The 12,303-nt window shown below is 51.2% G+C and carries 8 protein-coding genes; 7 read left to right on the top strand and 1 reads right to left on the bottom strand.

Annotated features, from left to right (window positions below; genetic code table 11):
• Positions 1-14: 14 nt before the first annotated feature.
• A complete protein-coding gene (locus D0C16_RS12875; RefSeq protein WP_151032754.1) occupies positions 15-1,175 on the bottom strand; it encodes a flagella assembly protein FlgT middle domain-containing protein in 1,161 nt (386 codons plus the stop codon).
• A 175-nt stretch (positions 1,176-1,350) separates the two neighbouring features.
• Here D0C16_RS12875 and D0C16_RS12870 point away from each other — a divergent pair, with 175 nt between their 5' ends.
• The 7 genes from D0C16_RS12870 (at position 1,351) to D0C16_RS12840 (ending at position 12,070) form a co-directional block, all read left to right on the top strand.
• Positions 1,351-1,806 (top strand): hypothetical protein, encoded by a 456-nt coding sequence (locus tag D0C16_RS12870; RefSeq protein WP_151032753.1) that lies wholly within the window; start codon positions 1,351-1,353, stop codon positions 1,804-1,806.
• A 245-nt stretch (positions 1,807-2,051) separates the two neighbouring features.
• Complete coding sequence (gene gltB, locus D0C16_RS12865; RefSeq protein WP_151032752.1) at positions 2,052-6,503, top strand: glutamate synthase large subunit; 4,452 nt, start codon at positions 2,052-2,054, stop codon at positions 6,501-6,503.
• Between the two features lie 12 nt (positions 6,504-6,515).
• Positions 6,516-7,934 carry an FAD-dependent oxidoreductase gene (locus D0C16_RS12860; RefSeq protein WP_151032751.1) on the top strand — a complete coding sequence of 473 codons (1,419 nt, stop codon included), beginning with the start codon at positions 6,516-6,518 and terminating at the stop codon, positions 7,932-7,934.
• Positions 7,935-8,081: 147 nt separating this feature from the next.
• Positions 8,082-9,149: a uroporphyrinogen decarboxylase gene (gene hemE / locus D0C16_RS12855; protein WP_151032750.1), complete on the top strand. Its 1,068-nt coding sequence runs from the start codon at positions 8,082-8,084 to the stop codon at positions 9,147-9,149.
• 228 nt (positions 9,150-9,377) lie between these two features.
• On the top strand, positions 9,378-10,748 hold the full coding sequence (locus D0C16_RS12850; protein WP_151032749.1) for an HD-GYP domain-containing protein: 1,371 nt from the start codon (positions 9,378-9,380) through the stop codon (positions 10,746-10,748).
• Between the two features lie 230 nt (positions 10,749-10,978).
• Complete coding sequence (locus tag D0C16_RS12845; protein WP_151032748.1) at positions 10,979-11,740, top strand: TerC family protein; 762 nt, start codon at positions 10,979-10,981, stop codon at positions 11,738-11,740.
• A gap of 39 nt (positions 11,741-11,779) precedes the next feature.
• Positions 11,780-12,070 carry a ParA family protein gene (locus tag D0C16_RS12840; RefSeq protein ID WP_151032747.1) on the top strand — a complete coding sequence of 97 codons (291 nt, stop codon included), beginning with the start codon at positions 11,780-11,782 and terminating at the stop codon, positions 12,068-12,070.
• Positions 12,071-12,303 lie beyond the last annotated feature (233 nt).

Here is a 12,303-nt window from a genome sequence, read left to right as displayed (position 1 = left end):
CACGCACCGCCAGGCTACTCGCCTACTGCCAAATAGTGTCCATTCAAATAGCTGCCGCCTTCTACCTGCGCAATACTGTGTGAGGGATAAACTTCGCTTAGGTGCAGGCGCGTTTCGCGTTTAACCAGTCGCGTTTCATTGGTTTGATATTCGGTGTTGGAGCCAACCACTATAACCTGGTACAGGCTTAGTGTATCGCCAGCATGCAAACCATTGTTTGCGCCGCCGTGCAATAAAATCTGTGCCTGTCCTGGTTGCGAGTCAACGCTGGCCATAAATGGCTGGCAATCGATAACCTGAGTGACTTCCTTACTGATTTTTTTAGTCAGGGCTGTTACTTTTTTACCATAAGGTGTTTTGTAAAAAGCCGGCGAATCAAACCCGATGGGTTTGCGCGTATTCCAAATACCTGATGTCGAAAAATGTTTGTTAAATAACAACTCCCCGGTAAATCCATCGCGCAATTGCACAGAAAGGTTCAAAACCCGGGTGCGTTTATCAAACATTTTTATGTGGGTGAGGTCGTGAAATGCATTCGCGGTCTGGCGATAAAGGTTGGGGTTGTACGTGGTGTCGGGCGCCGTCATGCTCATGTCTTCAATAGTGCCGCTCAGCACAAATTGGGTGCGTGCTTGCCGTGCAACTTTTTGTGCTTGTTGTTTCAGCTGGGTTTCGTTCAGCGTTGCAGAGGCAAAACCGGTCAGCAAAACCCCGGGGCTGATACTTTGGTAATTATCATTTAACTGCGCGCGAATCAGTCCGGGCACTTCAGCTTCCGCGGCAAACAAATTGCCCGCATTGGCGGTGTGGGGCGAGTTGCGCAAAAAGCGAGTGATGACCAATGATTTTTGCAGGTTGGTGTGGTTGCCACTTTGGTCCGGGCAGAGGTTGCCGCTCAGGTATTGAGTCGATGGCTTCGGTGCGACGTCTGTTGGCTGTGCGACTGATTGCGCGTCGTTTTCCGGCAGATCCGCAGTGCCGACGGTAACGTTGTTTGATGTACTGGACTCGGTAGGGGCGGGTGTTGGTTTATAGGCAATATCATCCGGCCCAATAGATGGGCCAGCAATACAGGTAATACTAATCAGCGATGAACTGAATCCCATGCTCAGGGTCAACAGCAGGTGGTTGAAACGCCTACTTGCAATCTGCAATGTTGATGAGTGTGAATCCATGGCAGGCTCCAGTCGTGAGCAGGTATAGTGCGGGAAACAGGTAATACCTTTTTGTCGGCTGTTTCGGCGGTTTCTTTAATTTGTCATTCCTCTCCGCCATTGGTGTTGGGTTTTATCGATAGGGCTGTGACCAGCAATGCACGGCCATTGAGCTTTAATAAGGCGGATTAGCTGCATGAAGAAAATTTTTGTTCTAATGCCTTTAGTGGTGTTGATGGTTGTTGGGTGCGGCACCAGCGGGCGCAGTTATGTTGAGACTGAAATGGTGGAGACGCTGGAGGTGGAGCTATTGCCTAACACCAGCAAAATGTTTACTTATCGTTTGCGCTGGCCAGAAGATCATATTCCCAGTCACATCCGGGTTGAGCGCGGCGGGGGCGATCCCCGGCGCGAGTTCGAACGCGGCGGGGTAGATGTGGGTCGCGGGACTTATGAGCGACTGCTGGAAAATACCGCCTTTGTTGTGGAGCGCGCCGGATACTGTCGTGAAGGGTTCTTTGAATTGGATCGCAGCATATCGCGCTATCACCTGTGGGTGCGCGGTGAGTGCAAAGATGGTGCAACGGCCGAGGATCAAAAGGTTTTTGGCGTGAAGCAAACCCTGGGGCCTGAGCGCTGGAAGGAGAGGTGATCAGGCTTTATGCGGTTGCGTCTGTTTTTGCCCCCGATTGACTCTTCAATCAACAATTAGCTCACCGCTGCTTGTCTTGCTAATGCCCCTCCAAGCGGGTAATATCCTGCGCCCATTTGCCTAGCCTCTGGATACCAGGGGCTTTTTTGTCTGGGATGTGATTTGGCGCGGCTTTCGCATGAGCAACGCTTCGCCTTACTTGCAGCTCACATCCTGTGATAGTGATTTTTGTTGAGAATCAGCCTATGACCACTGGCCTCTACCAGATAGACGAGTTCAAAGATAACTGCGGTTTTGGTTTGATCGCCCATTTAAAGGGCAAAACCAGCCATCGTCTGCTCAAAACAGCAATCGAAGCTCTGACCTGTATGACCCATCGCGGTGGTATCAACGCGGACGGTAAAACCGGTGACGGTTGCGGTCTGCTGATTCAAAAACCGGACAGCTTCCTGCGCGCGGTGGCTAAAGAAGCCTGTGGTGCAGAACTGACTGCTATATATGGCGTAGGCTCCATCATGCTCAGTCGCGATGCGGCGGTTGCTGAGTCTCAGCGTGCAATTCTGTCCGAAGAGCTGACCAAGCAAGGTTTGGTTGTTGCCGGTTGGCGTTTGATTCCAACTGATCCAGAGTGCTTGGGCCCTATCGCCCTGAAATCTCTGCCGACGTTTAATCATGTTTTTGTAAACAATACTGACTTGTCGCTTGAGCAGGTCAACTCCAAGCTATTTGTTGCGCGCCGTAAGGCTGAGATCCGTTTGGCGGGCGATAAGAGCTTTTATGTGGCGAGCCTGAGTACAGGAATCCTTTCTTATAAAGGTTTGATGATGCCGGTAGATTTGCCGCGCTTCTTCTCGGATCTGGCTGACGAGCGTCTGGAAACTGCGATCTGCGTATTCCACCAGCGCTTCTCCACCAACACCATGCCGGTATGGCCTTTGGCCCAGCCGTTCCGTATGTTGGCGCACAACGGCGAGATCAACACCATTGTGGGTAACCGCAATTGGTCTGTTGCCCGTACACCAAAATTCATCACTCCTTTGTTGCCTGAGTTGCAAGAGCTCAAGCCGCTCGTAAACCGTACCGGTTCTGACTCGTCCAGTTTGGACAACATGCTGGAGATTCTTACCCTTGGTGGTATGGAGTTGCATCGCGCCATTCGCATGCTGGTGCCGCCGGCATGGCAGAACGTGGAGAACATGGATCCGGATCTGCGCGCGTTCTATGAATACAACTCCATGCATATTGAGCCTTGGGATGGCCCTGCTGGCTTGGTAATTACCGATGGGCGCTATGCGGTATGTACCCTTGATCGCAATGGCTTGCGTCCCTCGCGTTGGGTTATCACCAAAGACGATATGATCACCGTGGCCTCGGAGGTGGGCGTGTATGCCTATGATCCGGCGGACGTGGTTGCCAAAGGTCGCCTTGGCCCGGGCCAGATTATGTCGATCGATACCTTGAACGGCACTTTGCACAACACTCAGGATATCGACAACCAGCTCAAGTCGAGCAAACCTTACAAACAATGGTTGAAAGAGCGTGCGTTGCGCGTTGAATCGACCCTCAACACCGACGCCAAAGAAAATGGTCTGGAAGGTATTGAGCTTAAAGCCAATATGAAAATGTTCCAGGTCAGCTTTGAAGAGCGCGACCAATTGTTGCGCCCTTTGGCTGAAGGTGGTCAGGAAGCTGTTGGTTCCATGGGTGATGATACCCCGATGGCTGTGCTTTCACGTCAGCAGCGTTCGCTGTACGACTATTTCCGTCAGCAATTTGCGCAGGTAACCAATCCGCCCATCGACCCTTTGCGTGAAGCGATTGTTATGTCGCTGGAGACTTGCCTTGGTCGTGAGCTGTCCGTTTATGAAGAACAAGCTGATCATGCGGATCGCGTGATCCTCAGCTCGCCAGTGCTGTCGCCGGAAAAATTCCGTGGCTTAATGGCGCTCAAGCGTCCTGGTTACGACCAGCAAAAGTTCTCGCTCTACTACAACCCGAAAACCACCAACCTGAAAGCGGCGTTGAGCAAGCTTTGCGAAGATGTCGCTGCTGCTGTTAAATCTGGCAAGGTGCTGATGGTGTTGAGCGATGCTGGCTTCGCTAAAGGTCAGTTGCCAATCCACGCGCTCTTGGCGGTGGGGGCTGTGCATCAGCATCTCACCAACGTTGGGTTGCGTTGCGATTCGAACCTGATTGTTGAAACCGCCAGTGCGCGCGATCCACATCAGGTTGCGGCCTTGATTGCTTATGGTGCGACTGCTGTTTATCCGTACCTGAGTTACCACGTTCTTAACGATCTGATTGAGACCGGTGAGTTGCTCAGCGATGTGGACTCTGCCTACAAAAACTACCGCAAAGGTATTGATAAAGGCTTGCTGAAAATCCTGTCGAAAATGGGTATTTCCACCATTACTTCATATCGCGGCGCTCAGCTGTTCGAAGCTATTGGTTTGTCTCAAGAGGTTATCAATACTTGCTTTGAAAGTACTCCAAGCCGCATCGGTGGTGCGCGTTTTGAAGAGCTGGAAGCGGACCAGAAAATTATTGCCCAAACTGCTTGGCTGGATCGCAAGCCGATTATCCAGGGCGGATTGCTCAAGTACGTACATGGTTCTGAATACCATGCGTACAACCCGGATGTAGTGCAAACCCTGCAGAAAGCTGTACAGAGTGGTAACTATGCCTTGTGGCGCAACTATGCCGATATAGTGAACAAACGTCCGGTAGCAATGTTGCGTGACTTGCTCGCAATTCGTGAAGATGCGTGCAAGCCGGTTCCACTGTCTGAAGTTGAGCCGATCGAAAGCGTGATCAAGCGTTTCGACTCGGCCGGTATGTCGCTCGGCGCTCTGTCGCCTGAAGCGCATGAGGCCCTGGCTGAAGCCATGAACCGGTTGGGCGGTCGCTCCAACTCCGGCGAGGGTGGTGAAGATCCGGCGCGTTACGGCACTATCAAGACTTCCAAAATCAAGCAAGTGGCGTCTGGCCGTTTCGGCGTGACGCCCGCTTATCTGGTAAACGCCGAAGTGCTCCAAATTAAAGTCGCCCAGGGTGCTAAGCCGGGTGAGGGTGGTCAATTACCCGGTGGTAAAGTGAATGCGTTGATCGCGCGCCTGCGTCACTCGGTTCCCGGCGTGACTCTGATTTCACCACCACCGCACCACGATATCTATTCGATTGAAGATCTGGCGCAGCTGATTTATGACTTGAAACAAGTTAATCCGGATGCGCTGGTATCGGTGAAGCTGGTATCGCGTCCAGGTGTAGGCACTATCGCTGCCGGTGTAGCCAAAGCTTATGCTGACCTGATCACCATTTCCGGTTATGACGGTGGTACGGCAGCGAGCCCCTTGACCTCCATTAAATATGCAGGTTCGCCATGGGAATTGGGGCTGTCCGAGACTCATCAAACCCTGCGTGCCAACGACCTGCGCGATAAAGTTCGCGTACAAACCGACGGTGGTTTGAAAACCGGTCTGGACGTTGTGAAAGCGGCGATGCTCGGCGCGGAAAGCTTCGGCTTTGGTACTGGCCCAATGGTAGCACTCGGCTGTAAATACCTGCGTATTTGCCACCTGAACAACTGTGCGACCGGTGTTGCTACCCAGCAGGACAAGCTGCGTCAGGACCACTACATCGGCACTGTTGAAATGGCGATGAACTTCTTCAAGTTTGTTGCTGAAGAAACCCGTGAGTGGATGGCGCGTTTGGGCGTGCGTAGTCTGGGTGAGTTGGTTGGCCGTGTGGATTTGCTGAAAATCCTCGAAGGTGAAACCAGCAAGCAACAACAACTCGATTTAAGCCCGATCATCTATACCGATGATTACTTGGCAACCAAGCCACAACTGTGTGCAGTGAGCAAGAACGAGCCTTTCGATAAAGGTGAAACTGCCGAAGCGATGGTAAAGGTTCTGTTGCCAACTATTGAAGCTAAAGCCGGTGGCGAGTTTGAGTTCCATATCACCAACTGCGACCGTTCCATCGGTGCGCGTATCAGTGGTGAGATCGCCAAGCGTTATGGCAACCAAGGCATGAATGAAAAGCCGATCAAGCTGAAGCTCACTGGTATCGCGGGTCAAAGCTTCGGCGTTTGGAATGCGGGTGGCCTGGAAATGTACCTGGAAGGTGACGCGAACGACTATGTCGGTAAAGGCATGGCCGGCGGTAAGCTGGTGATTCGTCCACCGCGCACGTCTGAATTCAAGTCCAACAAAACCAGCATCATGGGTAACACCTGTTTGTATGGTGCGACTGGCGGTAAATTGTTTGCAGCAGGTACTGCGGGCGAGCGCTGCGGTGTGCGTAACTCTGGTGCTCATGTAGTTGTCGAAGGTGCGGGCGATCACTGCTGTGAATACATGACCGGCGGTGTGGTAACTGTACTGGGACAAACCGGCGTTAACTTCGGCGCGGGTATGACTGGCGGTTTCGCCTACGTGCTCGACGAAGCCAACGATTTCGTGGATCGTTACAACCATGAATTGGTGGATATCCATCGCATTAACACTGAAGCAGTGGAAGCGCATCGCCACCACTTGCGCACGGTGATCGAAGAGTTTACGCAAGAGACCGAAAGTGCTTGGGGTCAGCACTTGCTTGATAACTTCGATGATTACATCGGCAAGTTCTGGCTGGTTAAACCCAAAGCGGCAGCTATCGGCGGCCTGTTAAACAGTTTCCGCAAGCGCGGCGAATAAGGCGGGGAACCTATCATGACTCGTTTAAGCAATGACTTTCAGTTTCTCGACGTGGGCCGTAAAGACCCCGCCAAGAAAGACCTGGAAACCCGCAGACACAAGTTTGTGGAAATCTACCAGCCATTCGCCAAAGAAGAGGTTGAAGGCCAATCGCACCGCTGTCTTGAGTGCGGTAACCCTTATTGTGAATGGAAATGCCCGGTACACAACTTCATCCCTAACTGGCTGAAGCTGATTTCCGAAGGCAATATTTTTGAAGCTGCAGAGTTGAGCCATCAAACCAACTCGCTGCCGGAAGTGTGTGGCCGTGTATGCCCGCAGGATCGTTTGTGCGAAGGTGCTTGTACGCTGAACGACGGCTTTGGTGCGGTGACTATTGGTAACGCTGAAAAGTACATTACTGATACCGCGTTCGCCATGGGCTGGAAGCCGGATATGTCCAAAGTAGTTTGGACTAACAAGAAAGTGGCCGTTATCGGTGCTGGCCCAGCGGGTATTGGTTGTGCGGACGTACTGGTGCGCAACGGCGTTAAGCCAGTAGTGTTTGACAAGTATCCTGAAATTGGTGGTTTGCTGACCTTCGGTATCCCTGAGTTCAAACTCGAAAAAAGTGTGATGACCCGTCGTCGTAAAATCTTCGAGGAAATGGGTGTGGAGTTCCGCCTCAATACTGAAGTGGGCAAAGACATCGCCATGGAAGATTTATTGCGCGATTACGATGCAGTATTCATGGGTATGGGCACTTACACCTATATGAAAGGCGGCTTCCCCGGTGAGGACCTGCCCGGCGTTTACGATGCGTTGCCGTTCCTGATTTCCAACGTGAACCGCAACCTCGGTTTTGAAAAAAGTCCGGCGGATTTCATCAGTGTTAAAGGCAAGAAAGTGGTAGTCCTCGGTGGTGGTGATACCGCGATGGACTGTAACCGTACCTCAATTCGCCAGGGCGCGAGCAGCGTGAGCTGTGCTTACCGTCGCGACGAAGAAAACATGCCCGGCTCCAAGCGCGAAGTTGCCAACGCCAAAGAAGAGGGTGTGCAATTCCTGTACAACCGTCAGCCAGTCGAAGTGGTTGGTAACGGCAAAGTGGAAGGCGTGAAAGTAGTTACTACCCAATTGGGTGAGCCAGACGCAAAAGGCCGTCGCAGCCCGGTAGTGGTTCCTGGCTCCGAAGAAATCCTGCCCGCAGATGTGGTACTGATTGCCTTCGGTTTCCGCACCAGCCCACAACCCTGGTTCGAAACCAATGGTGTAAAAACCAATGATTGGGGTGGCGTGATTGCACCTGAACAGCAACAGTTCAAGTTCCAGACCAGCAATCCTAAAGTGTTCGCCGGTGGTGATATGGTGCGCGGTTCTGATCTGGTAGTTACTGCCATCTGGGAAGGACGCGAAGCTGCGCAAGGTATTCTGGATTATCTCCAGGTTTGATCAGCATCTCGTCGATTGAATTGACCTTCCTGGTGGCAATAGCTTAGGCTCTGCCGCCGCACAAACCCCGCTATGGCGGGGTTTGTTTTATCTGACTCCCGTTTTTACCGCACAATGCAAGCAAGGCCAAGGCCTGAGGATAAGAGCATGACCCAACTTAAAAATGACCGTTTTCTCCGTGCATTATTAAAGCAACCGGTAGATGTTACTCCTGTTTGGATGATGCGTCAGGCGGGTCGTTATTTGCCTGAATACCGCGCATCGCGCGCGAAAGCGGGCGACTTTATGGGGTTGTGCACTAATCCGGAACTCGCTTGTGAGGTCACCCTGCAGCCGCTGGATCGTTATCCGGGTCTGGATGCGGCGATTCTATTCTCAGACATTCTCACCATACCTGATGCGATGGGTTTGGGGCTGTATTTCGAAACTGGTGAAGGTCCAAAGTTTCACAAAGCGGTGCGTACCGAAGCCGATGTGAGTGCTTTGAGAGTGATCAATCCAGAGCAAGATCTACCTTACGTGGTTAATGCAGTAAAAACCATCCGTCGCGAATTAAACGGACGCGTACCGCTGATTGGTTTTTCCGGCAGCCCCTGGACTCTCGCAACTTATATGATAGAAGGGGGCTCAAGTCGCGATTTCCGTCGCGCCAAGGAAATGCTCTATAACCAACCCCAAGTGATGCATCGTTTGTTGGATGTGTTGGCTGACTCGGTAACGGTTTACTTGAATGCCCAAATCAAGGCAGGCGCCCAGGCTGTGCAGATTTTTGATACCTGGGGCGGTGCCCTGTCCCATGCGGCGTACCAGGAGTTCTCACTGAAATACATGCAGAAAATTGTGGCCGGATTGATCCGCGAAAATGAAGGTCGCGAAGTGCCGGTAATTCTGTTTACCAAAGGCGGCGGCCAATGGCTGGAAGCCATGGCAGCGACCGGTGCAACTGCGCTGGGCTTGGATTGGACCACGGATATCGGCAATGCCCGCGCCCGCGTTGGTGATAAAGTTGCGTTGCAGGGCAATATGGATCCGGGCATCCTCTACGCGTCGCCCGAGCGTATTCGTGCGGAAGTTGGCAGTATTCTTGCCTCTTATGGAAAGGGGTCTGGTCATGTCTTCAACTTGGGCCATGGCATAACCCCGGAAGTCGATCCTGAACATGCGGGCGCATTTATTAATGCAGTGCATGAGTTATCAGGACAGCACCACCTGTAATCTTTTTGTCACCAAGCAGGCTTATTTAGCTACCTTTAATCCGGCAACTCTGGTGTGGCGCGTGTATCTTGATTAAACTCGGCGCCATATCCAAAAATTTTTTAGGAAGATTTGGAAGTTTATTTAGGCAATCAATGGCGGTTTACATCGAACGCCAGGCGATCAGTGCCAGTTATCCCAAGCAATAAAGTCGATAATTAACACCAAATGGTGACGTGGGGAAAAGGCGTGGGCATCAAGCAGGTCAAAGTTGACGTTAATGAGCTAACCATAGGTATGTTTGTGTCCGGGCTGGATCGCCCTTGGTCGCAGACTCCTTTTCCTTTGCAAGGTTTTTATCTGCGTGATCTGGGCGAAATTAATCAGCTCAAAGCTTTGTGCAACTATGTCTATATAGATATCGAAAAAGGTCGCGGTCCCATCGCGGCTAACCTCAAGACGATTGCCCCCGCCGCTAAAAAAACCTCAACCCGTGAGCGAGTTAGCTCATTTACGGAGACTGTTGCTCCTTTGAAAATCCAGCGCGGACTCTATCGCGAAGTGGAGCCCTTGCAGCGCGAAGTAAAAAAAGCGCGCCAGTTACATCAAAAGGTCTATGGCGCGGTTGTAGAGGTTATGGATCAATTGGAGAAAAACCAGTTCGATGGTCTTTCTCTGGGAGAAACAAAGCGCGTTGCCAGTGAGATGGTAGATAGTGTACTGCGCAATCCAGATGCATTTACCTGGCTGTCCCGCGTACAGGAAAAAGACGAATATACCTATAGCCATGCTGTGCGCTCGTCAGTGTGGGCGATTTTATTCGGCCGCCATATTGGGCTGCCCAAGCGCGATCTTGATGTGCTGGCAATGGGAGTGCTGCTCAAGGATGTGGGAAAAGTCCAATTGGATGCTGTACTGCTGGCGAAATCCGAGCGCAGTGCAGATGAGGAAAGTCTATACGAAACTTTTGTTGAGTTAGGTTGTGAGATACTGCGCCAAACACCTGGTGTAGAACCGCGAGTTATCAGTGTGGTGAAAACTCACTGCGAGCGCCTTAATGGTAGTGGTTTCCCGCAAGGCTTGTCTGGCGACAAAATCCCTCTATTGGGAAAGATTGCGGGCATAGTGACCTATTATGATTATGTCACCAATCCGCGCGGCTCGCGTCACCCTATTGCGCCCTCCAAGGCCGTGGGCAAGCTTTATGAGTTACGTAATATCCAGTTCCAGGAAGAGTTGGTGGTGGAGTTTATCCGCGCTATTGGTTTGTACCCGACCGGTACTTTGGTGGAGTTGAGTACTGGTGAAGTGGCGGTGGTGGTCGAGCAAAACTTCGAGCGCCGGTTAAAGCCGCGGGTGATTGTTGTGTTGGATGCGTATAAGCAACCTCTGGATGAATACCTGCTGCTGGACTTGTCAGAAGACGATAAGCGCAAGCAAGAGCTGTTGGATTCTGGAAAAAAATCCCGCTATGAAATTGAAAAAATCGAAATTGCTCGCGACCTTGAACCGGGCAGCTACGATGTGGATATATCCGGTATTCGTGATCACTACCTGATGAAAAATGAAAAGAAAGGCCTAATGGCGCTATTAAGCCGTTTAACTACCCGCAATTCCTGATCCCTCGTTGCTAAGGCGTCATTCCCACGATGACGTCTTAATCGCTCCGCCCTCTGTCATTCACTTGTTACCACAAAAGGTAAAACTAATTGCCTAAGGTTGTATGGGGCAGGGTACAATCGCGGCCTTTACTATTGCCTCAATGGCGCCGGTAAACAAAAAATCTGGTCGATTGGCATCTCCAATCCACTATTAATCCATCGGTAACAACTAAGAGAAGAGAGCAAGCAATGTTTGAATGGTTAGCCAGCCCGGAAGCCTGGGTTGCCCTGGCAACGCTGACGGCCCTGGAAATTGTATTGGGGATCGACAACATTATTTTCATATCGATTCTGGTGGGAAAGCTTCCCGAGCATCAGCGGAAATTTGCCCGGACAGTCGGCCTCGGTTTGGCTATGCTTACCCGCCTGGCATTGTTGTTCTCGCTTGCGTGGGTAATGGGGTTGGTAGATCCCTTATTCCATGTATTTGGGCATCCTGTCTCTGGGCGAGATATTATTTTGATCGGCGGTGGCCTCTTTTTGATTGCCAAAGCAACGCATGAAATTCACGGCAGCCTTGAAGGGGCAATTGAAACTGAGCGCAATGTTGCGGCTCATGGTTTGATGGTTGTACTGGTACAAATTGCGATTCTGGATATCGTGTTCTCATTGGACTCAGTGATTACTGCGGTTGGTTTGGTCAGCCAGGTTCCGATTATGGCGTTGGCAATTATCATCGCAGTCGGTGTTATGCTGTTTGCCGCTAAACCGATTGGCGATTTCGTGGATGACCATCCGACCATTAAAATCCTCGCACTTTCCTTCCTGGTGATTGTTGGTTTCACCTTGATGATCGAAGGTTTTGATGTGCATGTGCCTAAGGGCTACGTCTATTTCGCCATGGCCTTCTCATTGGGTGTGGAGATGATCAATATTAAAATGCGCAAAAATATCGATAAGCCGGTGGAGTTGCGAAAGGACTATCCTGGCGATCAAAAGTCACAAGATTAACAAGTAAGCATTTGTTGAAGAGTAAAAAGCGGGCCCTGTGTGGCCCGTTTTTTATTGGGGGGATTTTTCTGCAATAAAAAAGCCGACACTGCAGGCGGTATCTCCAGAACTAACATTCCCAATCTCGATATAGTTTTGAACGATGCCCCATATCGCGAGCATATTGTTGCCTTTCTGCCTGAACCCTATGCGAATTTCCAGCGCCTTTATGTGGCGCTGCAAGCTTTGGATTATGACTACATACTGATTGTTACACAGGACGCTAAAGGCGTTGTGCAGGAGCCTGCCATCTGCGCTGCCGATGTGCTTTTGTCCCCAATTAAGCCCTAAGTGACGGATGTTAGTGAATTTATTCAAGGCACGGTAGAGTTTGTGAATACACTCAGGTCGCGATTAGGATTTGCCAGTGCTAGTGCTAGTGCTAGTGCTAGTGCTAGTGCTAGTGCTAGTGCTAGTGCTAGTGCTAGTGCTAGTGGCAGGCCGCTCCACTTTATCCGCGTAATGATTAATATGTGGGATAGCACCGGTATCGCTGCCAATGTAACCACCGAAATGCGCAGCAG

The organism is Cellvibrio sp. KY-GH-1, from assembly GCF_008806975.1.
Classification (GTDB): domain Bacteria; phylum Pseudomonadota; class Gammaproteobacteria; order Pseudomonadales; family Cellvibrionaceae; genus Cellvibrio.
Note: the sequence above shows the minus strand (reverse complement) of the source record. Positions and strands in the feature narration are given on the sequence as shown.

What these genes read in the sequence shown, in the direction of transcription:
- D0C16_RS12870 (WP_151032753.1), top strand. Translation starts at nt 1,351, where the DNA reads ATGAAGAAAATTTTTGTTCTAATGCCTTTAGTGGTGTTGATGGTTGTT.
- D0C16_RS12845 (WP_151032748.1), top strand. Translation starts at nt 10,979, where the DNA reads ATGTTTGAATGGTTAGCCAGCCCGGAAGCCTGGGTTGCCCTGGCAACG.
- hemE (WP_151032750.1), top strand. Translation starts at nt 8,082, where the DNA reads ATGACCCAACTTAAAAATGACCGTTTTCTCCGTGCATTATTAAAGCAA.
- gltB (WP_151032752.1), top strand. Translation starts at nt 2,052, where the DNA reads ATGACCACTGGCCTCTACCAGATAGACGAGTTCAAAGATAACTGCGGT.
- D0C16_RS12875 (WP_151032754.1), bottom strand. Translation starts at nt 1,175, where the DNA reads ATGGATTCACACTCATCAACATTGCAGATTGCAAGTAGGCGTTTCAAC.